General features: G+C 67.2%; 26 protein-coding genes. 12 read left to right on the top strand and 14 right to left on the bottom strand.

Features of this window, described 5'->3' with window-relative positions; translation table 11 throughout:
- The 3 genes from VGV37_RS29655 to VGV37_RS29665 all read left to right on the top strand — a co-directional run.
- Window positions 1-735: transposase (locus VGV37_RS29655; RefSeq protein ID WP_326883486.1), on the top strand; the 735-nt coding region annotated here is incomplete at its 5' end.
- A 151-nt stretch (window positions 736-886) separates the two neighbouring features.
- A complete protein-coding gene (locus VGV37_RS29660; RefSeq protein ID WP_326883487.1) occupies window positions 887-1,447 on the top strand; it encodes a LysE family translocator in 561 nt (186 codons plus the stop codon).
- Window positions 1,447-1,821, top strand: coding sequence for a cupin domain-containing protein (locus tag VGV37_RS29665; protein ID WP_326883488.1), 375 nt, complete (start codon window positions 1,447-1,449; stop codon window positions 1,819-1,821). Before VGV37_RS29660 ends, VGV37_RS29665 begins: the two co-directional genes overlap by 1 nt.
- Here the strand turns inward: VGV37_RS29665 and VGV37_RS29670 are convergent, their stop codons facing one another.
- The 5 genes from VGV37_RS29670 to VGV37_RS29690 form a co-directional block, all read right to left on the bottom strand.
- Window positions 1,822-2,430 (bottom strand): hypothetical protein, encoded by a 609-nt coding sequence (locus tag VGV37_RS29670; RefSeq protein ID WP_326883489.1) that lies wholly within the window; start codon window positions 2,428-2,430, stop codon window positions 1,822-1,824.
- A 104-nt stretch (window positions 2,431-2,534) separates the two neighbouring features.
- A complete protein-coding gene (locus VGV37_RS29675; protein WP_326883490.1) occupies window positions 2,535-3,233 on the bottom strand; it encodes a DUF2161 domain-containing phosphodiesterase in 699 nt (232 codons plus the stop codon).
- A gap of 5 nt (window positions 3,234-3,238) precedes the next feature.
- Entirely contained in the window at window positions 3,239-4,165 is a 927-nt protein-coding gene (locus VGV37_RS29680) for a hypothetical protein (protein WP_326883491.1), read from the bottom strand.
- A 112-nt stretch (window positions 4,166-4,277) separates the two neighbouring features.
- Entirely contained in the window at window positions 4,278-4,820 is a 543-nt protein-coding gene (locus VGV37_RS29685; RefSeq protein WP_326883492.1) for a YHS domain-containing (seleno)protein, read from the bottom strand.
- A 139-nt stretch (window positions 4,821-4,959) separates the two neighbouring features.
- Window positions 4,960-5,655: a GntR family transcriptional regulator gene (locus VGV37_RS29690; RefSeq protein WP_326883493.1), complete on the bottom strand. Its 696-nt coding sequence runs from the start codon at window positions 5,653-5,655 to the stop codon at window positions 4,960-4,962.
- A 94-nt stretch (window positions 5,656-5,749) separates the two neighbouring features.
- On the opposite strand from VGV37_RS29690, the gene VGV37_RS29695 reads away from it, so the two are divergent.
- Window positions 5,750-6,838 carry a lactonase family protein gene (locus VGV37_RS29695; protein WP_326883494.1) on the top strand — a complete coding sequence of 363 codons (1,089 nt, stop codon included), beginning with the start codon at window positions 5,750-5,752 and terminating at the stop codon, window positions 6,836-6,838.
- Window positions 6,839-6,961: 123 nt separating this feature from the next.
- On the opposite strand, the gene VGV37_RS29700 is transcribed toward VGV37_RS29695, so the two are convergent.
- Together VGV37_RS29700 and VGV37_RS29705 are read right to left on the bottom strand one after the other, a co-directional pair.
- On the bottom strand, window positions 6,962-8,392 hold the full coding sequence (locus tag VGV37_RS29700; protein WP_326883495.1) for an MATE family efflux transporter: 1,431 nt from the start codon (window positions 8,390-8,392) through the stop codon (window positions 6,962-6,964).
- Window positions 8,393-8,494: 102 nt separating this feature from the next.
- Window positions 8,495-9,268 (bottom strand): SDR family oxidoreductase, encoded by a 774-nt coding sequence (locus VGV37_RS29705; RefSeq protein ID WP_326883496.1) that lies wholly within the window; start codon window positions 9,266-9,268, stop codon window positions 8,495-8,497.
- A 112-nt stretch (window positions 9,269-9,380) separates the two neighbouring features.
- Here VGV37_RS29705 and VGV37_RS29710 point away from each other — a divergent pair, with 112 nt between their 5' ends.
- Complete coding sequence (locus VGV37_RS29710) at window positions 9,381-9,833, top strand: helix-turn-helix domain-containing protein (RefSeq protein ID WP_326883497.1); 453 nt, start codon at window positions 9,381-9,383, stop codon at window positions 9,831-9,833.
- Here VGV37_RS29710 and VGV37_RS29715 read toward each other — a convergent pair.
- Window positions 9,823-10,881, bottom strand: a complete 1,059-nt coding sequence (locus tag VGV37_RS29715) for an SDR family oxidoreductase (RefSeq protein ID WP_326883498.1) — start codon at window positions 10,879-10,881, stop codon at window positions 9,823-9,825. The two genes, VGV37_RS29710 and VGV37_RS29715, sit on opposite strands and share 11 nt — an antisense overlap.
- A gap of 192 nt (window positions 10,882-11,073) precedes the next feature.
- Here VGV37_RS29715 and VGV37_RS29720 point away from each other — a divergent pair, with 192 nt between their 5' ends.
- Complete coding sequence (locus tag VGV37_RS29720) at window positions 11,074-11,979, top strand: alpha/beta hydrolase (RefSeq protein WP_326883499.1); 906 nt, start codon at window positions 11,074-11,076, stop codon at window positions 11,977-11,979.
- Entirely contained in the window at window positions 11,976-12,866 is an 891-nt protein-coding gene (locus VGV37_RS29725) for an aminoglycoside phosphotransferase family protein (RefSeq protein ID WP_326883500.1), read from the top strand. Before VGV37_RS29720 ends, VGV37_RS29725 begins: the two co-directional genes overlap by 4 nt.
- Window position 12,867: 1 nt before the next feature.
- Here the strand turns inward: VGV37_RS29725 and VGV37_RS29730 are convergent, their stop codons facing one another.
- The gene (locus VGV37_RS29730; protein ID WP_326883501.1) at window positions 12,868-13,644 is read right to left on the bottom strand and encodes an IclR family transcriptional regulator; all 777 of its coding nucleotides are present in this window, start codon (window positions 13,642-13,644) and stop codon (window positions 12,868-12,870) included.
- A gap of 85 nt (window positions 13,645-13,729) precedes the next feature.
- Here VGV37_RS29730 and VGV37_RS29735 point away from each other — a divergent pair, with 85 nt between their 5' ends.
- The 3 genes from VGV37_RS29735 to VGV37_RS29745 all read left to right on the top strand — a co-directional run bounded on the left by VGV37_RS29735 (window position 13,730) and on the right by VGV37_RS29745 (window position 15,802).
- Window positions 13,730-14,341: a nuclear transport factor 2 family protein gene (locus tag VGV37_RS29735; protein ID WP_326883502.1), complete on the top strand. Its 612-nt coding sequence runs from the start codon at window positions 13,730-13,732 to the stop codon at window positions 14,339-14,341.
- Window positions 14,342-14,537: 196 nt separating this feature from the next.
- On the top strand, window positions 14,538-14,918 hold the full coding sequence (locus tag VGV37_RS29740) for a DoxX family protein (protein ID WP_326883503.1): 381 nt from the start codon (window positions 14,538-14,540) through the stop codon (window positions 14,916-14,918).
- A gap of 35 nt (window positions 14,919-14,953) precedes the next feature.
- Window positions 14,954-15,802 carry an intradiol ring-cleavage dioxygenase gene (locus VGV37_RS29745; RefSeq protein ID WP_326883504.1) on the top strand — a complete coding sequence of 283 codons (849 nt, stop codon included), beginning with the start codon at window positions 14,954-14,956 and terminating at the stop codon, window positions 15,800-15,802.
- A 10-nt stretch (window positions 15,803-15,812) separates the two neighbouring features.
- Here VGV37_RS29745 and VGV37_RS29750 read toward each other — a convergent pair whose 3' ends face one another.
- Complete coding sequence (locus VGV37_RS29750) at window positions 15,813-16,169, bottom strand: hypothetical protein (RefSeq protein ID WP_326883505.1); 357 nt, start codon at window positions 16,167-16,169, stop codon at window positions 15,813-15,815.
- A gap of 234 nt (window positions 16,170-16,403) precedes the next feature.
- Between VGV37_RS29750 and VGV37_RS29755 the strand changes: the two genes are divergently transcribed.
- Window positions 16,404-16,655 (top strand): hypothetical protein, encoded by a 252-nt coding sequence (locus VGV37_RS29755; RefSeq protein ID WP_326883506.1) that lies wholly within the window; start codon window positions 16,404-16,406, stop codon window positions 16,653-16,655.
- A gap of 12 nt (window positions 16,656-16,667) precedes the next feature.
- On the opposite strand, the gene VGV37_RS29760 is transcribed toward VGV37_RS29755, so the two are convergent.
- From VGV37_RS29760 to VGV37_RS29775, 4 genes are all read right to left on the bottom strand, one after another.
- A complete protein-coding gene (locus tag VGV37_RS29760) occupies window positions 16,668-17,909 on the bottom strand; it encodes a cytochrome c (protein ID WP_326883507.1) in 1,242 nt (413 codons plus the stop codon).
- Window positions 17,910-17,920: 11 nt separating this feature from the next.
- Complete coding sequence (locus VGV37_RS29765; RefSeq protein ID WP_326883508.1) at window positions 17,921-20,074, bottom strand: xanthine dehydrogenase family protein molybdopterin-binding subunit; 2,154 nt, start codon at window positions 20,072-20,074, stop codon at window positions 17,921-17,923.
- Window positions 20,075-20,085: 11 nt separating this feature from the next.
- Window positions 20,086-20,538 carry a (2Fe-2S)-binding protein gene (locus VGV37_RS29770; protein ID WP_326883509.1) on the bottom strand — a complete coding sequence of 151 codons (453 nt, stop codon included), beginning with the start codon at window positions 20,536-20,538 and terminating at the stop codon, window positions 20,086-20,088.
- A 94-nt stretch (window positions 20,539-20,632) separates the two neighbouring features.
- On the bottom strand, window positions 20,633-21,805 hold the full coding sequence (locus VGV37_RS29775) for an acyltransferase (RefSeq protein ID WP_326883510.1): 1,173 nt from the start codon (window positions 21,803-21,805) through the stop codon (window positions 20,633-20,635).
- A gap of 360 nt (window positions 21,806-22,165) precedes the next feature.
- Here VGV37_RS29775 and VGV37_RS29780 point away from each other — a divergent pair, with 360 nt between their 5' ends.
- Window positions 22,166-23,224, top strand: a complete 1,059-nt coding sequence (locus tag VGV37_RS29780; RefSeq protein WP_326883511.1) for a hypothetical protein — start codon at window positions 22,166-22,168, stop codon at window positions 23,222-23,224.
- Window positions 23,225-23,226 lie beyond the last annotated feature (2 nt).

Consider the following 23,226-nt stretch of genomic DNA (forward strand, 5'->3'; position numbering starts at 1 on the left):
ATGAGCCAGGCCAACGGTGCGGACGACGATGACGACCGCACCCAGGGTCCGGATCGCCGGGGCGACGAGACGCCGGACTGGATAGCGAGCCGGCAGAGCCGGCTTGAGAAGATCCAGGCGGCCAAGGCGGCGCTCGAGGCAGAAGCCGAGGCGGCCGGCAAGGACGCTCCGGACGACAAGGCCCAGCGCAACTTCACCGACGCCGAGAGCCGCATCCAGAAGACCAAAGACGGCTTCATCCAGGGCTACAACGCCCAGGCGGCGGTCGATCATACCAACCAGATCATCGTCGCCTGCGATGTCGGTACGTCGAGCGCCGACAACCCGCAACTGATCCCGATGGTCGCGCAGATCATCGCCAACATGGGCGCCGTGCCCAACGAACTCTCGGCCGATGCCGGCTATAGCGCCGAGACCAATCTCGCCGCCCTCGAAGCCCACGGGATCGACGCCTATGTCGCCGCCGGCCGCCAGCGCCATGGCAAACCCGCCCCTGCTGCGGCCCAACCAACCGCACCCGACACCCGGGTCGGCCGCATGGTCGCCAAACTGCGTGATGGCGGCTGGGGCAGCCCCTATCATCTGCGCAAGGTCACGGTCGAGCCGGTCTTCGGCCAGATCAAGCAGGCGCGCGGCTTCCGCCAGTTCCTGACGCGCGGCCTCGCCAATGTCCAAGCCGAATGGGCGATGATCTGCACCGCCCACAACCTCTGCAAGCTCGCAGCAGCCCGATAGGGCCGACCGGCCCATTCGCAGCATCGCTCACGGGGGCTTCCGCCACCAAATGGGCGGGCTCAACAGGCAAATCCCGATCGAACACCGACCTGGAACGCTCCACCGCCCGCTTCAGCGCGAAACCGGTCGCGAATTCAGAGACGAACTCCTGGTGTCGACGATCACGCCCGGCGGCGCCACCGCGCTGGCGACGGCGTCGGGCGCGCAGTTCGGTTTTCGCCGCTCGGTACCGCTGATGGCCGGCATCGTGGGCGGCCTCGCTTCGCTCGCCGCCGCGTCGGCCGCGGGATTGGCCGGGCTGCTGCTCGCCGCCCCGTCGCTGCAGATCGCGATGAAGCTGGCGGGCTCCGCCTACCTGCTGTGGCTCGCCTGGAAGATCGGCCATAGCGGGCCGCCGGCGATGAAGACCAACCTGGCCGGGCCGACCAGCTTCGTCGGCGGCGCCTGCCTGCTGTGGCTCAATCCGAAAGGCTGGGCCATGGCATTGGGTGCGGCGGCGTCCTTCGCCATGCTGGCGGACGGACCGGTCCGGTTGGCGATCCTCCTGAGCGCGACCCTCGGCCTCGCGGCGGCCACCTCCCTGTCGCTCTGGTGCCTGGCGGGGCTGATGCTGGCGCGGCTGTTGCGCACCGAGCGGCAATGGCGCCTGGTCAACGCGGTGCTGGGGCTGTTGCTCGCCCTGTCGATCTTGCCGATGTGGTTGGAGCTGTGATGAATTTCCCCGAGACCGTCGACCTGATGGCCGCGCTCGACGGCATCACGGACCATTGGTCGCCCAAAGTCGTGGCGCGGGTGAACGACCAGTATGTCAAGGTCGCGAAGCTGCTGGGCCAGTTGGTCTGGCACCGGCACGATGGCGAGGACGAGCTGTTCTACGTGCTGCGCGGCCGGCTCACGCTCGAGTACGAGGGCGGTCGCAGCGTCGACCTGGCGCCCGGTGCGATCCATGTCGTGCCGCGCGGCGTGCTGCACAACCCGGTGGCCGCGGAGGAATGCTGGATCGTCCTGATCGAAACCGTGACGACCCAGCACACCGGCAACGTGGCGACGCCGCGATCGAAGACGATCGATCAGCAGCTGGCGTGACTACATCGGCGGCACGACGCCATTCTGGCCGGCCAGCACGGCGTTGGCCGACAGCGTGCCGTCGGCCGCCTTGGCCGCGATGACCACGACATGGACGCCGGGCTTCAGCAAGGTCCGATCGCCCGGCGCCAGCGTGACGACCGGCACGTCGTCGGGCACGACGATCTGCTTCTCGCCGCCCTTGTAATCGACAGTCAGGGTGCGGCCGTGGGCATTGTCCAGCTTGCCGACCACGCCGTTCGTCATGGTGTTGGCATTGGGCAGGTCCCAGGCATAGTGCCCGTCGCCGCTGCCGCGCATGCTTTCGGGAAACACGGTGACTTCGATCGCCTTCAGGCTGCCGTCGGGCTGGGGCGCCGCCGCCGTACCGATGTAGCTGTTCGGCTGTATCGCCGAGATCTCGCCATGGGACACCGCAACGAAGTGCGTCTCGGGCGTCAGCGCGATGGTGACCGCCTGGCCAGTCCGGGTCTTCACGGCGATGGAGGTTTCGCTGACCGATTCGATCGTCGCCCGCGTCCGGGTCGGTGCCGGCGGGGTTTGGGCCGAAGCCGTGCCGGCGAGCAGCAAGGCGCCGAGAGCGAATACGGGAAGCAGGGTTTTGCGCATGACGGAATCCATCTGTCGTTGATACTGACGCCAGGACGCACGGCTGCACTCGCACCTCAAATCACGATCCCGCGAGGAAGCGGGCAAACTTGTCGGAATGAGTGTCATTCCCCGCTGGTCTGTGGCCAGCGGACCAGTGCCGCCCGGCCGGCGTCGGTCAGGGCATAGACCCCGCGCGCGATCCGTTCGAACCAGCCGTAGGCATTGGTCTGGAGGATCGCCGCGGCATCCGGAACCTGGGGTCGCAGGTCCTTCGGCGCGGCCGGCGCCAGCGCCAGCACCCCGGCGCAAACCAGGGCACGCTGGCGATAGGCGGTCATGATCGGTGCCCGCATGGCGGTGCCGCCCTCGGTCGGGTCGCCGATGCGCCGGCGATGCTCGCGGACCAGCCGTGCCCGGCGCTTGGCGTTGGCGCGCGGCTTCCAGGCGCTGGGCTCGACCAGCGGATCGACCCGGCCGGCGGGCGAGACCAGCAGCAGGCCGAAGCCCAGCATGCGGCACAGCTTCAGCACCCGCCCGTCCCGCTCGCGCCCGCGACCGGTCGGCGAGGCGCGGACGGCGAGCCAGACCTCGTCGCACGATGCCGTCCGGTCGATGCCCTGCAGCACCAGTTCCAGCGTGAAGGCGAGCTTCAGCTCGGTCACGACCAGCAGCGGCGGCTCGCCTTCCTTGAGCGCCACGATATCGCAGCCGCCGATCTCGCCCTTGACCACGAAGCCCTGGGCCTCGAGGAAGCGCTTGATCGGCCGATAGAGCGCGGTTTCGGTCGCGGGCTCCAGGACAGGAACCGAAAGGATCGCCATGGCGCCTACCAGGAACTTTCCGCGAGGAAGTTCTGGGCCAGAAACTGGTAGAGCTTGCGGATGGCCCCCTCGGTGGCACTCGAGATGTCCGGCGTCAGGGTTTCCCAGGATGCCAGCAGGTCGTCCCATTTCATCAGCTGCAGATGCGCCGTGTCGCGCTGCTCGCGGATATAGCTCAAGTGCTGGTCGACGTTGGCCAGGATGCCCAGGATCTCGCCGGTATGGGCATCGATCTCGGCGAAGAACTTGTTGAACCGGTTGATCGGCTTCTGCAGCAGGTTGTTGACCCGGATCAGCTCTTCATCGACGGTCCGGTCGCGACGGTAGACGCGGCGCAGGGCAGCCACCTTTTCCATCAACTTGGTGATGCTGCCGGCCCGCTCGCGCAATGCCACGACATAGGCGAGATCGCGGGCGAAGCGGTCGAGCCTCTTGTCGATCTCGCCGCCCTGGTCGGGGCCGAGGCCCAACCGATCGACGATGGTGCCGAGCCCGTTCTGGATGCGCGCCTTGACGCCTGGATCATCGACCATCTGCATGATCTCGATCCCGTCGGTCAGCACCCGCTCCTGCCCGCCGAGGAAGCTATAGAGCTGGAGGGTAAGCCGGCCGCGCGCGGTTTCCCGGTGTTCCTCGGAGACCGACCAGGAGGCGGTGCCGTCGAGGATCTCGCGCGGGATCGAATCGCCCGGCCGGATGACCTTGACGAACTTCAGGCCGGACACGACCAGTTCCAGGAGCGCGCCGTCGGGCGTGCCGGCGAGCGCGAATTCCTTCACGAAGGAAGACAGCGGCAGCAGCGCATCGAGATCGCCGAGCTTGAGCGCCATACAGGGTTGGCCGTCGCTGCCCAGCAGGAAGCGGGCGTCGGGGGCGCGGAAGGCCTGATGGGCGAATTCGAATAACGTACTCGTGCCGGAATAGGAGCTCACGCGCTTACTCGGTATCTGATCGCGGCACGACCGCTGCCGGGGCCTTCATCCTGGATCAAGCCGGCAGCCCGGTCCACCGCCATCGCTTGGTTCGGCGTCTCTGGCGACCGGGTCAGCGCACGACGACCGGGCGATCCTTGACCGTGGGCCAATTGCGATCGGCCTCAGCAATCGCATCCAGCAGGTTCTGGCGCCACATCACGCGCGTATCCTGGTCGGCGTTGAGGTAGAGCCGGCCGCCGATGATCGAGAAGGCGGTGGGATCGATGTCGGTCTTCCGGCCCAGCGCCAGGCCATACGCGCAGAAACCGCCATATTCCGGCTCGTAGCGGCTGGGGTGGGCCAGGAAAGCACGCCGATGCGCCAAGCTCTCGAACCGCCAGACGGCGCCGTCGAAGCTGGTCGACAGCCCCGGGTCGCCGGGCACCGCCCGACCGTCGGTGAAATAGGCGACCGGATCATAGCCCTTGAGCGCCAGCCCTTCGCTCATGTTGATCACGCCGGTATGGGCGACGAACGAGACCGGTGGATCGGCCGGAGTGGCCGCTTCGAGCACCAGCACGCAGACGCCCGCCAGCAGGAGGCCGGCCAGGAAGGCCACGAGGCGAGTGGGAAACGGGCGTGCGGAGGGAAGGGGCGGCAAGACGGCAACCATGCATTCCTCCCGGTCTGGCGGCGGATATCAGGACCAGGACATTCCGCGGCACACGCTTATTCCCGGGAAATGCCGGGCCATGGTCCGACGGCGCCGGTCGCCGTCGTCCGGTAAGGTGCAACAGAAAGCGGTTAGGTGCCTAGCCCTCGAGGGCCGCAGGCCGGGTTGCCGCCGCTTGCGCGCTGGACCGCAGGATATGCGCACGCATCCGGCCCTCGGCCAACTCCGGATCGCGCGCCGCCAGCGCCTGGAAGATGGCGGCATGCTCGGCCAACCCCTGCTCCGCCTCCCCCTGCTCCTTCAGCACTTGGCGGCGGTTCAGCGCATCGTAGATCTCCAGCGTCTCGAGCAGCTGCCGCAGGTAGCCGTTGTCGGCGATCCGGTCGATCAGCTGATGGAATTGCGCGTTCGCCGCCACCACCGCCTCGTAGTCGCCGGTCCGGGTTGCCAGCCGCATGGCACCCAGGTGGCCGTCGAGCAGCGCGATCTCGGCATCGGTGATCTTCATTGCGGCGAGCCGAACCACGACGCTTTCGAGCGAAGCACGGATCAACGCCATCTCCGAGGCTTTCTCCGGCGAATAGCAGACGAACGTACCGCGCCGCGGCGCCGTCACGGTCAGCCCTTCCCGCTCCAGCCGCTTCAGCGCTTCCTTGATCGGCGTGGTGCTGATGCCAAGCTCGTCCGCCAGTTGCCGCTCGCGCAGACGACGGCCCGGGGCGAACGCGCCAGACAGGATTGCGGCACGCAGCTTGGCATAGGCATGATCGCTCAGGCTGCGCAGATAATCCGCACGGATCGGTTGCAACCCGCTCGTCGCCCTTGCCTCGGTCATGGCTTCCCGCGTACCTTTCTCTCGTCCTGATATATCAGATATCAAATAACAGGTGCTCATCTCAAGCGGCACCGAACGACGGGAGGAATCGCACATGAAGAACCGTTTCGGAACCGGGATTTCGGGCGCCGTCCTCGCCCTTAGTCTTACGGCAGGTACGGCCCAGGCCGCCACCATGGTCTATGTTTCGAACGCCGACAGCCGCGATCTGTACGTGGCGACGCTCGACAACGCATCGGGCGCGGTGAAATTGATCGACAAGGTGCCCGTGACGGGCGTCGCCATGCCGCTCGCGATCAGCCCGAACCACCGCTATCTCTATGCGGGGCTGCGCTCCCAACCCTACTCGGTCGCCTGCTTCGGCATCGATCAGGCGAGCGGCAAGCTGATCGCGCTGGCGACCGTTCCTTTGCCCGACAACATGGCCTACCTCTCGGTCGACAAGACGGGGCGCTTCCTGTTCGGCGCGTCCTATACCGGCGACCGGATTTCGGTCAATCCGATCGGACCGCAAGGCTTCGTCCAGCCGGAAGCGATCGACGTGATCCCGACGCGCAAGAATGCCCATTCGATCGTGACAGATCCGTCGAATACCTACGTATTCGCCTCGAACCTGGGCGGCGACATCATTCTGCAGTACCGGCTCGATCCCGTCTCGGGCCACTTGATCGCGAACCCCACGCCGTTCGTCGAGACGAAGCACGGTGCCGGCCCGCGCCATATCCTGTTCCATCCGAACGGCCGCTTCGTCTATGCGACCAACGAATTGGACGGCACGGTCAACACCTACAGGTTCGACCCGGCGATCGGTACCCTGACCCTGCTGACCTCGACCTCGGTCGTGCCGGCCGGCTTCTCGGGCGGCGCACCCGCCACGTCGGACCTGCACGCGACACCGGACGGCCGCTTTCTCTACGTGGCCGAGCGCACGTCGAACACGCTCGCGGCGTTCCGGGTCGACGGTGCTACCGGGGCGCTCACCCTGGTCGGCCATACGCCGACCGAGACGCAGCCGCGCGGCTTCAACATCGACCCACGAGGTCGCTTCCTGCTGGCGGTCGGCCAGAAATCGAACGGCATGACCGCCTATGCCATCAACCAGGACACCGGCGTGCTGACGCCGCTCAAGCATTACGAGATGGGTAAGAACCCGAACTGGGTCGAAATCGTCGACATCCCCTGAGACCGACGGCCGGGTCCGGCTAGCCGAGCTTTTCGTTCAGACGGACTCATCTGAACGATCTGAAATCGCTCCAGATCAATAAGGTCTGAGCGATCTTCGATCACAAGCGATCGAAGATCGCTCCTAGCGGTGCTGGGCCGGTGCGGCGAGCGTCGCTATCGCCGCGCGGCCCGATCCGGATGGCAATGCCATGCCATGGTCGAGGCCGCTCGGGCCCGCGCCGCGCATCCGTCCGGTGACGCGGAACGCGACCGCCATGGCGACCAGTCCGAACATCAGCGATCCCAGCGTCTGGCCGCACAGCACGCCGACCGGTCCATAGGCCCGCCCGATCGTCACGAACGGGATCGTGCCGAGCGTGGCCCGGCCCCAGTTGAACAGGGTCGATAGCAGCGGATGGCCGAGGTTGTTGAACGCGGCATTGGCGACGAACAGGCAACCGGTGAAGACGAAGCCACCCGCAAGCCAGGTGCAGAACAGGCCGATCAGGACCGCCGCATCGCCCTCGGCGGAAAAGATCCGCAGGATCGGTTCATGGGCCAGCGCCAGCACGGCCCAGGCGACGAGCACCGTAACGAGCACGACCAGCAGGCTGTCGCGCAGGGTCTCGCGCACCCGGTCGAGCCGGCCTGCTCCGAGGTTCTGGCCCAGAATCGGTCCGACCGCGCCGGTCAACGCATACACCAGGCCGAAGGCGACCGGCGAGATCCGGTCGATGGTCGCCTGGCCCGCCACCGCCTCGGAGCCGAAACCCGCCATCGCGCGCGTCACATAGGCGGCACCGACCGGCGTGGCGAGATTGGTCAGCACCGCCGGCCCGGCGATCGCCAGGACCTGGCGGACGTCGTCATACAGATGCGCGAATTCGATCCGCGTCAGCAGGCCGTGGCGCTGGCTGGCCGCCTGCCAGCCGAGCCCGCACAGCAGCAGGCGCGAGAACACGGTCGCGATCGCCGCTCCGTCGAGGTCGAGATGCAGGCCGAAGATGAACAGCGGATCGAGCGCCGCGGTCGCCACGGCCCCGGCCAGGGTGACGTTCATGGCGCGGCGCGCGTCGCCGACCCCGCGCAACAGGGCGGCGAAGCACATGCCGCCCGCAACCAGCGGCAATGACGGCGAGGTGATGGTGAGATAGCCCTCGGCGAGCCGCCGCGTCTCGCCAACCGCCCCCAAGAGATCGAGGATCGGTCCCAGCGCCAGCACCGTGCCGACGCCGATCGCCGCCGAGACCACGAGCATCAGCACCAGGCTGGCGCTGGCCATGCGCCGCGCCTCGGGCAGCCGCCCTGCCCCAATCGTCCGCGACACGACGGCACCGACGCCGATGGTCATGCCGATCGAGATCGAGGTCTGGAAGAACCCGACCGCGCCGGCGAAGCCGATCGCCGCCGCGATCGGCTTCTGGCCGAGGATCGAGATATAGAACAGGTTCGCCAGATCGACCGCGAACACCGCCATCAGGCCGATGGCACCGGTGCCGGCCATCACCGCGACATGGTGCAGGATCGAGCCGGTGACGAAGCGCGGGGCGAGCGCCGTCGCCGGTGCGGTCATGCGGCTTCCTCCAAGGTCCAGGAAATACGCCATTTTGTAGCGTGTCGACGGCCGCCACAGCCAGAAATTATCGCGGGACCGGCGAGGCGCCGGCCGGTCCCCCTAGCCCCGGTAGATCGGCGCGCCGGAGGGCGCGCTGGTCATGCCGCCGTCGACCACGATTTCCGTGCCCTGGACGTTGGACGAATCGTCCGACGCCAGATAGAGCACGGCCTTGGCCACTTCGTCGGCCTCGCCGAGCCGGGCGAGCGGGATCGCCTTGGCGAAGCGCGCCTCGAGCGCCGCGAAGGCGTCGGCATCGGCGGCGATCCGGTTCCAGATCGGCGTGCGCGTGGCGCCCGGCACGACCGTATTGACCCGGATGCGCCGAGGCGACAGTTCCGACGCCATCACCCGCGCCATGGCTCGGACGCCGGCCTTGCTGGCGGCATAGGCCGAATAGCCGGGCGCGCCCAGCACGGCATGGACCGAGCCGTTGAGAATGACCGAGGCGCCGTCGGCCAGATGGGCCGCGGCCGCCTGCACGGTGAAGAACACGGCGGTCAGGTTGGTGCGCAGCACCTGGTCGAACATTTCGAGCGTGGTGCCGCCGACCGGTGTCGATCCGCCGATGCCGGCATTCGCGAACACGATGTCGAGCGGACCCAGGGCGGCGACCGCCGTGGCGACGGCACGCTCGGTCGCCGCGATGTCGGTCACGTCGGCCTGGATCGTCACCAGGTTGACGCCCAGTTCCGCCTTGGCCGCATCGAGCGTTTGCTGGTTGCGGCCGGTGATGGCGACGCGGGCGCCTTCGGCAATGAACAGGCGGGCCGTGGCGAGGCCGATGCCGCTGTTGCCGCCGGTGATGAGGGCGGTCTTGTTCGCGAGTCTCATGGCAAGTCTCCTGGTCTCGATATGGTTCAATAATGGAACCATTTACCAAATAGGAAACTCGGTTCTATGATGCAACCAGAAAAGCAGGCGCCTCCGGAAAATGGAGTGGATCGTGAGACGGAAGAACCTGGACGCGGCACCCTGCCCCATCGCCCGATCGCTCGACGTCATCGGCGACTGGTGGTCGCTGCTGATCGTGCGTGACGCCTTCCTGGGCAGAAGCCGGTTCGGGGAGTTTCAGAAAAGCCTGGGACTGTCGAAGAACATCCTGACCCAGCGGTTGCGTGCGCTCGCCGGCGACGGGATCCTCGAGCAGGTCCCGGCATCGGACGGCGGCGCGCACCAGGAATATGTCCTGACGTCGAAAGGCCGCGGGCTGTTCCCGGTTCTGGTCGCGCTCAGGCAATGGGGCACCGCCCAATGCTTCGACGCCGGCGCGTGCCCGACGGTGCTGGTCGACCGAGACCAGGGTCTGCCGGTCCGCCCGCTCGAACTGCGATCGGCCGACGGGCGGCTGCTGAACGATGCCGACACCCGGCTGCAGAATTCCCTGGTCAGGGAATGATCCTGCGGCGGCGGAAATCCTCGAAGATCTGCAGGAACATGGCTTCGGTTTCGACATATTCGTGAAAGCCGAAGCGCCGGGCCTTGGAGCCGTCGGCGAACATGTCGTAGTCCCAGGAAAACACGAAGTCGCCGAAGCCCCAGGACGAGACCTCCTGATAGGCATGCGGCTCCAGCCCGTGGGTGCGGGTCATCCGTTCCCACAGCGGCGCCTTGTCGGCCATGACGGCACCGAGCGACATGGGCAGGGGCGGTCCGACATCGAGATCGAAGAAGCGGGCAATCTTCGGCCACATCTCGCGCCAGCGGAACAGGTCGCCGTTGTTGATGTTGAACGCCTGGTTGGCGCAGCGCTCGTCGGTCGCGGCCCACACCGTCGCCTTGGCGAGCAGGCCGGCATCGGTCATCTCGATCAGGCTGTCGTAGGCGCCGGGCTTGCCCGGAAAACGCAGCGGCACGCCCAGCTCCTTCGAAATCGCCGCATAGACCGCGATGACCATGGCGAGGTTCATCGGGTTGCCCAGCGCGAAACCGCACACGACCGACGGCCGGATCGCCGACCAGTTCCAGGCTTTGCCCTGCTGCCGGTCTTCCAGGAAACGCTGCTGGTCGACGTTGAATTCGGGCGGCATGTGGCCGGGATCGGACTCGCGCGCCGGCGTCTTGAACGGACCCAGATGGGCACCGTAGACCGTGTAGCCCTGCATCAGACTGACGTGCCGCAACCCGCGCGCCACCGGCTCGACCGCATCGACGACGTTGACCAGCATAGCCAGATTCGGCGGCACCAGCTCGGCCCAGGTCGGGCGGTCCTGATAGGCCGCATAAAAGATGTGGGTGATGTGGCCGAGTTCGCCCAGCTTGCGCCGGCAATCGTCGGCATCGAGCAGGTCGACCGCGATATGGGTCACGCGGGGTCGGGTCTCGCCCGGCCGGCGCGACAGGCCGATGACCTGCCAATCCCCCAGCGACGCCAGATGGTCGACGAGGTTGCGCCCGATGACGCCTTGCGCGCCGACGACCAGGGCGACCTTGTTCTGCGTACTCATGGGCGATACCTCGGTGCCGTCTCGGATGTATCGGCCAAGGAAAGCACGGGGCGATCGCTGCATATAGACCGCCCGTCGTCATAGAATTTGTGAAATCAAGTCATCGACAGAGCCGTCCGATTGCTCCATGGCGGTGGCGCGCCGGCTTCGCTAGACTTGGTTCGTCCATAGCGCACGGAGGCGAGCGGGGCGATGTCTGAGGCCGTCTTTCCCATCCAGCACGTCCAGACGGGAACGCTGGATCTCGCGTACGAGCAGCACGGGCCGGCCGACGGCGAACCGGTCGTGCTGCTGCACGGCTTTCCCTACGACCCGCGCGGCTATGACGACATGGCGGTCCGCCTGGCGGCGCTCGGCCATCGGGTCGTCGTGCCCTACCTGCGCGGCTATGGGCCGACACGGTTCCGGTCGGCGGCCATCCCGCGCTCCGGCCAGCAGGCGGCCCTGGCCAAGGATCTGCTCGACCTGTTGGACGCGCTCGCGATCCCGCGCGCGGCGCTGGTCGGGTATGATTGGGGCGGCCGCGCCGCCTGCATCGCTGCCGCGCTGTGGCCTGAGCGGGTGCGCTGCCTCGTGACGGGCGGCGGCTACAACCTGCAGGACATTCCCGCCGCGACAAAGCCGCTGGCGCCCGAGGCGGAATACCGCCTGTGGTACCAATATTATTTCCACACCGCACGCGGTCGCGACGGCCTGGCGGCGAACCGGGGAGAGCTCTGCAAGCTGTTGTGGCGGCTCTGGTCGCCGACCTGGCGGTTCGACGATGCGACCTACGCCCGGACGGCCGCGTCCTTCGACAATCCGGATTTCGTCGACGTGGTCATCCAATCCTATCGCCATCGCTTCGCCTATGCGCCGGGAGATCCGGCGCTGGAGGAGATCGAGCGGGCCCTGGAGCGGCAGCCCGCGATCGGCGTACCGACGATCGCGCTGTGGGGCGGAGACGACGGCGTCGGACCGGCAACGACGACGGACACCCACGCCCGGCACTTCACCGGCCGCTACGAACGCCGCATCCTACCCGGCATCGGCCACAACATCCCGCAGGAAGCCCCCGACGCGACCTTGGCGGCGTTGCTGGACCTGCTGAAAGCATGACGCCCACCGGCACGCCCGCCGCCGAAATCGAGATCGACGAGGCCCTGGTCCGCAGCCTGCTGCACGAACAGCATCCCGACCTGGCGGGCCTGCCGATCCAACCGGCCGCCTCGGGCTGGGACAACGTCATGTTCCGCCTGGGCGACGATCTGTGTGTCCGCCTGCCGCGCCGCGCCGCCTCGGCCGCGTTGCTGGTGACCGAGCAGCGCTGGTTGCCGACGATCGCCGACGGGTTGCCGTTGCCGGTTTCCGCCGCCCGGCGCATCGGACGGCCCGGCACGGACTTCCCGTGGCATTGGAACGTGGTCTCCTGGTTGCCCGGCAGGCCCGCCGACCTGGATGTGCCGCGGCCCGACCAGGCCGAGCGATGGGCCGGATTCCTGCGTGCTCTGCATCGCCCCGCTCCGGCGAATGCGCCCCGCAACGCCATTCGCGGCTGTCCCTTGTCCAACCGTATCGGCCCCGTGGCGGCGCGACTGGATCGGTTGCGCGGCAAGACCGATATCTCGTTCGATCGGATCGACGCGATCTGGCACCGGGCGCTGGCGGCATCGATCGATGTCGAGCCAACTTGGCTTCATGGCGATCTGCATGCCCAGAACGTGTTGACCGACGACGGACGCCTGAGCGCGGTCATCGACTGGGGCGACATGGCCCGGGGCGACCGGGCGACCGACCTGGCCTCGATCTGGATGCTGCTGCCCGGGGACGACGACCGGCAGCGGGCGATCGAGGCATACGACCTGCCGTCGTCCGCGACTTGGGACCGGGCGCGGGGATGGGCGGTGCTGTTCGGCTCGATGCTGCTGGACGTCGGGTTGACCGACAACCCGCGTTTCGCGATCACGGGGGAACACATCCTGCGCCGACTGGTCGAGGACGCCTGACCTACCCCGCCCGCGCGCCCGTTCCGAGCGCCAGCCCCAGGGCCATGGCGATCGAGCGCAGTTCGCGGCGGAAGGCGGCGTCCCGCTCGGGCGTCGCGCGTGCCGTCGGCACCGCGAGATTGAGCGCACCGAACAGGCGTCCCTCATACCTGACCGCAGTGGCAATCCCGGTGATGCCGGGCGTGAATTCCTCGCGCGAATAGGCAAAGCCGTCGTCGCGTGCGGCCGCGACCTGGTCGCGCAGCGGCTGGATTGCGCGCAAGGTCGCCGGGGTGATCGGTTCGAACGCGACCCGGGCCAGATAGGCCTGCAGCGCACTCGCCGACAGTTGCGCCAGCAGGATCTTGCCGGCCGACACCGCATAGAGCGGCGCGCGTTCGCCGACCCGCATCGTGTAGGCGAGCGCCTGGCTGCTGGCAGCCGAGGCGACGGTCTCGACCATGTCGCCCATCCGGACATAGAAGCCCGACGTCTCGTTCAACTCGGCGCTCAGCCTCAGCAGGAACGGCTGCACCAGGACGGCGAGCGACGGACCGGCGATCCGCTCCGCCAGTTTCCGCACACTCGGCCCCAGACGATAGCAGCCGCTGGCCCCCTCCTGTTCCAGATAGCCGCGGCTCAGCAGGTTGTTCAGCAGATGGAACAGGCTGCTGCGCGGAATGCCCAGCCCGGCCATCAGTTGCGAAAAACTGGGCGGTTCCGGCGCCGCGCCGACGCATTCGAGGATGTCGAATGCGCGATCGGCCGACTTGACAGGCACCGCGGAGTCCGGTTTCATGATATGAACCAGTTCATATATATGAACTTATCGCGCGAACGCCCTTGTGTCCAGGGCTGCGGGCGAAAATCGACAGGAACCCGCCATGCTCGATGCCGAACGCCAGGATCGCCTGGCCATCAGGGACCTTCTCGAGAATTGGGCGATCTGGCGCGATGCCGGCGAATGGGAGCGATTCCACACCGTCTGGCACGAGGACGGCTGGATGTCGGCGACCTGGTTCCAGGGGCCGGCGGCGGAGTTCATCCGCGTCAGCCACGAGGGCTGGAACAAGGGCGTCAGCATCCTGCATTTCCTGGGCGGCATCAGCATCGATCTAGCCGGCGCCCGCGCCATCGCGCAAACCAAGATGACCATCTCCCAGCGTGCCACCGTCCATGACGTGCCGTGCGACGTGGTCTGCACCGGGCGCTTCTACGATTTCCTGGAGAAGCGCGACGGCCGCTGGGGCATGGTGTGGCGCCAGCCGATCTATGAGAAGGATCGGATCGACCCGATCGACCCCGCAGCGTCGCTGCGTCTCGATGCCGACAAACTGCGCGCCCTTCCGGAGGGCTATCGCCACCTGGCCTATATCCAGGAGGAGATCGGCTATCGGGTGAAACGCGACATGCCGGGCCTCAAAGGGCGCGAGGTCGAGGCGCTCTACGCCCGCGGCCGGGCCTGGCTGCGCGGCGAGCCCCTGGTGCGGGGCTGATTTGCCCCGGCCACCCGATGGCGCCCTGCCATGGAATTTTCCTGGAATTTTCAGCGCGTTCCCGGAGTCTTCTCAAACCCGCCCATCGTCGCCGGCGGGGCGTCTGTCCTGAAACATCGCCGCTGTCTGTTACCCAACCCCTTGCCCGACGCCGCACCCTTCCGCGGCTGACGGCCGTTTTCCCGGAGAACATCCCATGCTCGCTGCCCGCTCCCACCTGATGCTCGGCGTCCTGCGCATCATGACCGCGCTCCAATTCATGGAACACGGCTCGCAGAAACTGTTCGGCTTCCCGACGCCGGCCCATGGCCGGGCGGAACTGCTGTCGCTCTCGGGTGCCGCCGGCTGCCTCGAATTCTTCGGCGGCCTGCTGGTGCTGGTCGGGTTCCAGACCCGTATCGCGGCCTTCCTGTTGTCGGGCGAAATGGCGATCGGCTATTGGATGGAACACGCGCCGAAGAGCTTCTTCCCGGCCTTGAACGGCGGCGACGCGGCGGTATTGTTCTGCTTCGTCTTCCTCTACCTGGCCTTTGCCGGCCCGGGCGCCTGGAGCCTGGACGGCCGCCGCCGGGCCTGAGGCGCACCGCGTCGATCTGGCGCAGGAGTGAACCCATGCGGAATTTCGATGAATTCACCATCACCGAGGCCGTGCTGGAGCGCGTGGCCGCGGCTGCCGATCCGCGGGTGCGCCAGGTCAGCGAGGCGCTGATCCGCCATCTCCACGCCTTCGTGCGCGAGACCGAACCGACCCAGGCGGAATGGATGGCCGGCATCGAGTTCCTGACCCGCACCGGCCACATGTGCGATGCCAAGCGCCAGGAGTTCATCCTGCTGTCCGATACGCTCGGCGTGTCGATGCTGGTCGACGCGATCAACCATCGCCAGCCCGCGGGCGCCACCGAGACCACGGTTCTGGGACCGTTCTACGTCGAAGGACCGCCCGCCTTCGCGTGCGGGGCCGACATCTCGGGCGGCATGACCGGCCTGAAGCTCCAGGTCGGCGGCACGGTCTCGGGCCTGGACGGCACGCCGATCGCCGGCGCCACCATCGACGTCTGGCATGCCGATGCCCAGGGTTTCTACGACGTGCAGCGGGCAGGCGACCTGACCGGACGGGCACGGTTCCGCAGCGACGCCGAGGGCCGCTTCCATTTCTGGACCGTGCGTCCGGCCGCCTATCCGATCCCGCACGACGGGCCGGTCGGCGACATGCTGGAGGCCCAGGGCCGGCATCCCTATCGGCCTGCCCACATCCATTTCATGATTTCGGCCCCCGGCCGCGAAACGCTGGTCACCCACGTCTTCGCCGCCGGAGACGATTATCTCGACTCGGACGTGGTGTTCGGGGTCAAGGATTCGATCATCCGCCCCTATGTCGAGCATGCGGCAGGCACCGCGCCGGATGGCCGCGCGATGACCGGGGCTTATGCCACGCTCGCCTATGATTTCCGGCTGAAGTAGCCCGGCCGCTTCAGTGCCAGCGCACGACCCGGTGCTCGGCGGTCGAGCGGATCGTGATCTTGATCGCTTTCGCCGGATGAGCGTCGATGATGACCGGAATGGTGTAGCCCGGCGCGGGCGTATACAGCCCGACACCGATCTGGCCCTCGAACCCCAGCTTGCGGGACGTCGACGGCGAACAATCGATCCGCTCGATCTTCATCCGCAGGCCTGCCAGATTCGCGTGCAGCAGATCGACGAATTCCTGCAATTCGTCGTCAGCCCAGAATTCCGTACCGAAGATCGATTCGAGCCCGCCGGCCTGCCGGGCTTGTTCCGCCGTATCCTTCGCGGCGATGCGCGGGTCGGCTGTCTCGACGTCGAACATGAGCAATCTCCGTGGGGTCGGCACCCGTACGCGAGCGGCGCAAAACGTACTTCAGCACCTTTGTGTGCACTGCACCATAAGAAACACGGCATTTGTTCGACCAGTTCCGTGAAAGAAAAATGACGATTGGCGTCCCGCGAACCTTTCCGGCGGCGGCGTGTTGGTCAACGTCAGGTCCGAACGCCGCTTCACACGGGAGTGGCTGGGTTCGGAAGTTTTTCAGCGGAGAGATCGATGGCAGCGAACACCATGTCCGACGCGCTCAAGACCGCCACCGATGCCCTGCAGGAACGCATCGAGGCCTTGCAGGACGCGACCCGATATCAGATGCGCAAGGGTGTGCCGCGCGCCGAGCGCGCGATCAAGGCGGGTTACGCCGATGCCGCCGAAGTCGTCCGCGGCGCCGCCGGCAAGCGCTCGGTCCAGGTCGGTGTCGCGGTCGGGCTGCTGGCGCTGGTCGCCGGGGTTCTGCTGTCCCGGCGCTAGCACGATCGGCGGTCACGACCGCGGCGGCGGTTCGGTTTCCTTATGGTCGTCGGCGCCGCGCGCCGCCTTGATCTGTTGCGGCGTCACCTGGCCCTGACGGCCGGCGAACCGGCCGATCGCGTAGTTGGCGATCGCCGCCATCTCCGCATCGGTGTAGCCGCCGGTGAAGCTGTGCATGAAGACCTGGCCCTCGGCCGTCTCCATCTGGGAGCCGTGGGCCAGGATCTGCACTATATTCGTACCAGCGACGTCGCCGGTCGAGTGATCGCCGGCCAGCGCCGCCCAGGCCGACTGGCGGCCGGTGCCATCAGGCAGATGGCAGCCGGCGCAAGCCTGAACGAACAGATGCGCGCCCAGCGGATTGGGCGGCAGGGCCGCGACCTTGGCCGGCACCGCGGGCGGCCCGTCCGACTGGGCCGGGATGCTTTTCAGATAGGCGACCATGGCGTGGATGTCTTCGGGCGTCAGGTAGCGCAGGCTATCCTGGATCGCCTCCGCCATCGGCCCCGAGGCGGGTCCGTGGCCCTCGGCATAGCCGGTCGAGAGATATTGCGCCAATTGCGCCTCCGACCAATCACCGAGGCCCGTTGCTTTGTCGCTGGTCAGGTTATAGGCGTGCCAACCCTCGATGTCGGCGCCGGCGAGCGCTTTCGAATCCTTCAGCCCCTGCATGAAATTGCGCGGCGTGTGGCATTCGCCGCAATGGCCGAGTGCTTCGACCAGGTAGGCGCCGCGGTTCCAATCCGCCGGCTTCGATGCATCTGGCTCCAGCCGCCTGCCCGGGTTGTTGATCAGGTTCCAGCCGCGCATCAGCCAGCGCTGGCTGTAGGGAAACTTCATCCGGTTCTCGGGTGGCGAGGCCGCGACCGGGGCCAGGCTCATCAGGTAGGCCTTGATGGCGAGCGCGTCGCCGCTCGACATCTTGGTATAGGAGGCATAGGGCATCGCCGGATAGAGATGCCGGCCACCGCGCCCGATGCCGTCGTGCAGGACGCTCAGCCATTCCTCGTCGCTATACCCGCCGACGCCGGTCTTGGCGTCGGGCGTGATGTTCGGCGAATAGAGTACGCCGAACGGCAACTGGAACGCGCGACCGCCGGCAAAGGACTGGCCGCCCGGTGCGGTGTGACAGGCGACGCAATCGGCCGCGCGGGCGAGATACTGCCCCTTGGCGACGAGATCGGCCCTGTCGTCGGCGTGCGCGACGGCCGGGGCCAGCACCAGCAATGCTGCAGCGTAGAGAGTTCGCTTCATGGTCCGCTCCCTCACGATGCCTGGAGCTGGCCGGTGCCGAACGGCAGGCGACGCAGGCGCCGGCCGGTCGCGGCGAAGATCGCGTTGCCCAGCGCCGGCGCCGCCGCCGCCGTGCCAGTCTCGCCGACGCCGCCGGGCTTTTCCTGGTTGCGGATCTGATGCACCTCGATCATCGGCGCCTCGTTGATCCGGAGCGAGCGGTAATCGTGGAAATTGCTCTGCTCGACCCGCCCGTCGGCGAGCGTGATCTCGTCATAGAGCGCGGTGCCGAGGCCCAGGATGAAGCCGCCCTGGATCTGCGCCTCGACCGTGTCGGGATTGACGACCGAGCCGCAATCGATCGCGACATGGGCATGGCGCGGCAGCACCTCGCCCTCCGGCGTCACCTCGACCTCGAGCACGGCCGCGACGTAGGAGCCGAAGGCGAACTGCAGGGTGACGCCGCGCCCCCGCCCGGTCGGCAGCTTCCCGCCCCAGCCGGATTTCTCCGCCGCCAGGTTGAGCACGGCCAGGGCGCGGGGATTCTTGTCCAGCATGCTCCGGCGATAGGCGACCGGGTCCTGCTTCGCCGCCGCCGCCAGTTCGTCGACGAAGCTTTCGACCACGAAGACATTGTGGGTGGGTCCGACGCCGCGCCACCAGCCGGTGTTGAGCCCCGGGGGCTCGGCCCGGACATAGTCGACGAAGCTGGCCGGCATCTCATAGGGCGTCTCGGTCGCGCATTCGACCGCATCCGGATCCATACCGTTCTTGAATCCGCCCGGCGCCCAGCGCGCCATGACCGACGATCCGGTCACCCGGTGGGTCCAACCGACGATCCGGCCCTGGCCGTCGAGACCGGCCGAGACCCGATCATAGTAATAGGGCCGGTAGAAATCATGCTGCATGTCCTCTTCGCGGGTCCAGATCACTTTGACCGGATACGCCACTTGCTTGGCCACCCCGGCCGCAATCTCGATCATGTCGATATCGAGCCGCCGGCCGAACGCGCCGCCGCTATAGAGGTTGTTGACGACGATCTTGTCCGGCGCCAGGCCCGTCACTCTGGCGACCGCGTTCTGCGCGCGTACCGGTACCTGGGTCCCGGCCCAAAGCTCCGCCCCGTCGGCCCGGACATGCAGCAGGCAGTTCACCGGCTCCATCGGCGCATGGGACAGGAACGGCAGTTCGTAAATTGCGTCGAGCTTGGTCGCAGCCTTCGCGATGGCGCCGGCCGCGTTGCCCTCGTCCTTCGCGATCACGCCCTGGCTCTGCGATGCCTTGTCGAGGGCGGCGACAATGTCCTTGTGAGCGAGCTTGCCGTTGCTGCCGCCGCTCCAGACCGGAGCCAGTGCCACCAGGCCCTGCTTCGCCGCCCACATGTGGTCGCCAATCACAGCGACAGCTAGGTCCTCGACCCGGACCACGTCGCGCACCCCGGCGACCCGACGGGCCGCCGCCATGTCCATGCTGGCGAGCTTGCCGCCCTTGACCGGGCAGATCGCGAGCGTGGCGATCTTCATGCCCGGCAGCGTGGCGTCGATGCCATAGACCGCGGTGCCGTTTACCTTGGATGGCGTGTCGATCCGCTTCGCGCTCGTTCCGATCAGCTTGAAATCGGCCGGCGCCTTCAGCGGCACGTCCTGCGGCACCGGGATCGCGGCGGCATCGGTCGCAAGGTCGCCATAGGCTGCCTGCCTGCCGCTCGCGGCGTGATGCACCACGCCACGGGTCGCCGTGCAGGTCGCCGGCTCGACGCTCCAGCGCTTGGCCGCTGCCGCGACCAGCATGGTGCGCGCTGCCGCGCCGGCCTGGCGCAGGCGCAACCAGTCGCCGCGGATCGAGGCGGATCCGCCGGTCGCCTGGTCGCCCAGCGACGGATCGGTATATTTCGACAGATCCGGCGGTGCCGCCTGGACCTGGATCTGGTCGAGCCCGACCTCGAGCTCTTCGGCGATCAACATCGCGGCCGAGGTGTAGATGCCCTGGCCGACCTCGGCGTTCGGCATGATGAGGGTGATGATGCCCGTGGGCTCGATGCGCACGAAGGCGTTCGGCATGAATTCGGCGGCGACGGTATCGGCGGCGCGCGCCAGGGTCGGCAGGCGCAAGCCGAGCATCAGCCCGCCGCTCGCTAAAAGTCCGCCGACGAGAATCGCGCGGCGCGATGGCATATCCTGCCCCATGGTCGCCTCCCTCAAGCCGACGCGGCGGCGTGGATGGCGTCACGGATCCGGACATAGGTCCCACAGCGACAGATGTTGCCGGCCATCGCCGCATCGATGTCGGCGTCGTCCGGTTTGGGTGTGTGGTTGAGCAGTGCCGTCGCGGCCATGATCTGACCGGACTGACAATAGCCGCATTGCACGACTTCCTTGTCGAGCCAGGCCTGCTGGACCTTATGGCCGGTCGGCGAGTCCCCGATGGCCTCGATCGTCACGATCGGCTGCCGGCCGACCGACCCGACCGGCAGCAGGCACGACCGCACCGCCTCACCGCCCAGATGCACGGTGCAGGCGCCGCATTGCGCGATGCCGCAGCCGAACTTCGTCCCGGTCATGCCGAGCACGTCGCGCAGCACCCAGAGCACCGGCATGTCGGCGGGCACGTCGACCTGGTGCGTCTGGCCATTGATGAGCAGGCTGAACATGGACCCCTCCGCAGGACGCGAATTACCCGGATTTCGCCGATCGAACATCGGTGATCGCGTAAATTGCTTCTCGGGAACGCCGAGGCGGACCGCCCTAGGCCGGGCGCTCGACCTGCGGCAGGGTGGCGGCGACGCTGGGTGCTGCGACCGGCCGGCCCTTGCGCATCAGGAACAGCGGCCGCCAATCCGCGGTCCGGCCGAATTCGATGTAGCGGTAGCTGAGCCCGGCGATCGCCGTGACCAGGAAGAGGTAGACCGGCAGCGTCACCGCCAAATGCGTCATCGGCGCATAGAGCGCGTGGAAGACCGGCGTGCGCAGCGGCACGTGCCACAGATAGAGGCTATAGCACATCATGCCCATGATCTGGATCGGACGGTTGGTGAAGGCCCAGGCACCCGGCATGGCCGGCGCCGCGAGCAGTCCGGCGACGAGCAGGAACAGCCCGATCTGATAGGTACTTTGGAATACCGGCACGACCTGGGCCAGCGGGACATAGCCCTGCCAGCAGACGGCGACCAGGATCAGCAGGATGCCGCCGGCCGCGGCCGGGCCGGCGCGGTCCGCGTACCGGGCCAGATGTCCGTGGTGATAGAGCGACGCCAGCACCATGCCGATGGCGAACTCGTCGAGATGGGCCGGCAGCCCCTTGGCAAGAGGCAGGAACGGGCCGTCGCTCTCCGTCGCCAGCACCATGCCGCCGATCAGCCGCGAGGCGAGGCTGATGACGATCGTGGCGATCAGCAGGCGCGCCACCCCATAGCGCGCGGCCACGACGACGAACAGCGGGAACAGCACGCTGAACCAGACCTCGACCGAGAGCGACCAGAGCGGGCCGTTGATGAACGGCTCGAACCCATGGTTCGAGAAGCAATAGCCGGCGGTCAGGGCCCCGATCAGCTGCTTGAAGAATTTCGGGTCGGTCAGGTCCGGATTCTGATTGAACAGCAGGCAGACGATGACGACCAGGTAGTAGAGCGGCAGCAGCCGGGCGGCGCGCCGCACATAGTAGGTCGTGAGCGCTTCGCGCGTGTCCATCCGGCGTTTGCCCATCACATAGGGCAGGAACAACACGAAGCCTGAGACGATGAAGAACAGCGGCACGCCCAGGCCGCCGAACGACAACAGCCGCAGCGGGCTCATCGACTGGGGCGCCAGCACGGAAATCGGCGAGGACGGGTCGAAATAGGCGCCGAACAGATGGCCGAACATCACGATGAGAATGGCCCAGCCGCGCAGGCCGTTGATCACCGAAAGCTTTTCGTTCATCGCCGTCTCTTGGAAGTCGCTGCGGTAAACGTGCGTCGCCGATCCGGACGCGGGCACCGAACCGGCCGCCCGCATAGTCAACCCGGCCAAGTCTGCGCCGATTATCGTTTTACCGCAATGCGAGAGACGCTCCGAAAAGTCTCATCCCCGCGGGAACCAAAGGCGGGGGTCAGGTCGTTCACGCATTTGCAGGAGTGGGTTTCGAGGAAATATTGCAGTGCACCATCAGTTTCCCGACGCTGAACGTCAGGTCGATCAGACCGATTTCATGGGTCGATGCCGGACCGGGCGATGATGCCTAGGGGTGCGTCGCCGACCCATGCCATCTCGTTGGATGGGCGCCGCCATCGGATGACGAGGGTGCGATCGGCCGCCCTGTTCGTCGGCTGTTTCCTGGTCTCGACCTACGGCATCGGCATCGTCGGACGCCTCGTCCTGCCATCGCCGGACGTAGGCGAACTGACCCTCAAGATCCATGCGATCGAGCAGGAGACCGACCCGATCGATACGATCGCCGTGGGGTCGAGCCGCATGCTGCACGCCTTCGATCCGGCTCGCTTCGACCGGGCGGCGGCGGCGGCAGGCTGCCCGGTCCATAGCTACAACCTGGGCATCGGCGGCATGAACCTGATCGAGATGCGCTACGTACTGCGCACGCTCGCCGCCCATCATGCCCAGCCGATTACGCGCGCGCTGTTCGATCCGCCGAACGACATCCATATTCAGTTTTCGAACCTGAAGTCGCAGCGCGTCTGGGTCACGACCGATCCCCGCGAAGCGTCGCTCGCGGTCGCCGACATCCTGTCGCACCCGGATCCGCGGAAATATTCCTCGCTGGCCCGCTACCTGATCGCGTTCCTCTATCACAATAGCGCGCTTGGCCTCGCCAGCCGCTATCTGGAGCCGGCACCGCCCACGACGGAGGCGACGGCGTTCCCGGCGCGCGGCTACCAGCCGCTCGATCCCGAAGCCAAACCGTCGGTCGAGCGGATCGGCCTGCTGAACGACCATGATCGGTTCGTCCGCATCGCCCGCAATCTGCAGAACGAGGCCGCGGAACAGGCCGAACCCGCGCCGATCGACCCGGCACAGGAAAGCCGGCGCATCACCGTCGTCCGCACCATGGCGGAGTCCATCCGCACGCTCGGCTATGCACCGATCCTGTTGAGCCTGCCGGACACTTATGGCGAAGCGATCACCGACGCGCGCCAACTGGCCGCCGCGTTCGGTCGTCCGGATATCGCCATTCCCGCGGTCAATTTCATGGACAAGGCCGATGCCGGCGTCGTCTACGATAAGGGCTCCTGGTACGACTGGGCGCATTTGAACGAGCCGGTCGCGGACTACCTGTCCGCGGCGGCAGGGCGGCGCCTGTGCCAGACCTACGGCCCGGCCTTCGCGTCGGCGGCGGGGAAATAATC

The sequence above is a fragment of the Aliidongia sp. genome, assembly GCF_035943795.1.
GTDB lineage: Bacteria > Pseudomonadota > Alphaproteobacteria > ATCC43930 > CGMCC-115725 > Aliidongia.

Bases quoted from the DNA above. Each gene is read 5' to 3' on its own strand.
- VGV37_RS29665 (WP_326883488.1), top strand. From the start codon at position 1,447: ATGAATTTCCCCGAGACCGTCGACCTGATGGCCGCGCTCGACGGCATC.
- VGV37_RS29670 (WP_326883489.1), bottom strand. From the start codon at position 2,430: ATGCGCAAAACCCTGCTTCCCGTATTCGCTCTCGGCGCCTTGCTGCTC.
- VGV37_RS29675 (WP_326883490.1), bottom strand. From the start codon at position 3,233: ATGGCGATCCTTTCGGTTCCTGTCCTGGAGCCCGCGACCGAAACCGCG.
- VGV37_RS29685 (WP_326883492.1), bottom strand. From the start codon at position 4,820: ATGGTTGCCGTCTTGCCGCCCCTTCCCTCCGCACGCCCGTTTCCCACT.
- VGV37_RS29690 (WP_326883493.1), bottom strand. From the start codon at position 5,655: ATGACCGAGGCAAGGGCGACGAGCGGGTTGCAACCGATCCGTGCGGAT.
- VGV37_RS29695 (WP_326883494.1), top strand. From the start codon at position 5,750: ATGAAGAACCGTTTCGGAACCGGGATTTCGGGCGCCGTCCTCGCCCTT.
- VGV37_RS29700 (WP_326883495.1), bottom strand. From the start codon at position 8,392: ATGACCGCACCGGCGACGGCGCTCGCCCCGCGCTTCGTCACCGGCTCG.
- VGV37_RS29705 (WP_326883496.1), bottom strand. From the start codon at position 9,268: ATGAGACTCGCGAACAAGACCGCCCTCATCACCGGCGGCAACAGCGGC.
- VGV37_RS29715 (WP_326883498.1), bottom strand. From the start codon at position 10,881: ATGAGTACGCAGAACAAGGTCGCCCTGGTCGTCGGCGCGCAAGGCGTC.
- VGV37_RS29720 (WP_326883499.1), top strand. From the start codon at position 11,074: ATGTCTGAGGCCGTCTTTCCCATCCAGCACGTCCAGACGGGAACGCTG.
- VGV37_RS29725 (WP_326883500.1), top strand. From the start codon at position 11,976: ATGACGCCCACCGGCACGCCCGCCGCCGAAATCGAGATCGACGAGGCC.
- VGV37_RS29730 (WP_326883501.1), bottom strand. From the start codon at position 13,644: ATGAAACCGGACTCCGCGGTGCCTGTCAAGTCGGCCGATCGCGCATTC.
- VGV37_RS29735 (WP_326883502.1), top strand. From the start codon at position 13,730: ATGCTCGATGCCGAACGCCAGGATCGCCTGGCCATCAGGGACCTTCTC.
- VGV37_RS29740 (WP_326883503.1), top strand. From the start codon at position 14,538: ATGCTCGCTGCCCGCTCCCACCTGATGCTCGGCGTCCTGCGCATCATG.
- VGV37_RS29745 (WP_326883504.1), top strand. From the start codon at position 14,954: ATGCGGAATTTCGATGAATTCACCATCACCGAGGCCGTGCTGGAGCGC.
- VGV37_RS29750 (WP_326883505.1), bottom strand. From the start codon at position 16,169: ATGTTCGACGTCGAGACAGCCGACCCGCGCATCGCCGCGAAGGATACG.
- VGV37_RS29755 (WP_326883506.1), top strand. From the start codon at position 16,404: ATGGCAGCGAACACCATGTCCGACGCGCTCAAGACCGCCACCGATGCC.
- VGV37_RS29760 (WP_326883507.1), bottom strand. From the start codon at position 17,909: ATGAAGCGAACTCTCTACGCTGCAGCATTGCTGGTGCTGGCCCCGGCC.
- VGV37_RS29765 (WP_326883508.1), bottom strand. From the start codon at position 20,074: ATGGGGCAGGATATGCCATCGCGCCGCGCGATTCTCGTCGGCGGACTT.
- VGV37_RS29770 (WP_326883509.1), bottom strand. From the start codon at position 20,538: ATGTTCAGCCTGCTCATCAATGGCCAGACGCACCAGGTCGACGTGCCC.
- VGV37_RS29775 (WP_326883510.1), bottom strand. From the start codon at position 21,805: ATGAACGAAAAGCTTTCGGTGATCAACGGCCTGCGCGGCTGGGCCATT.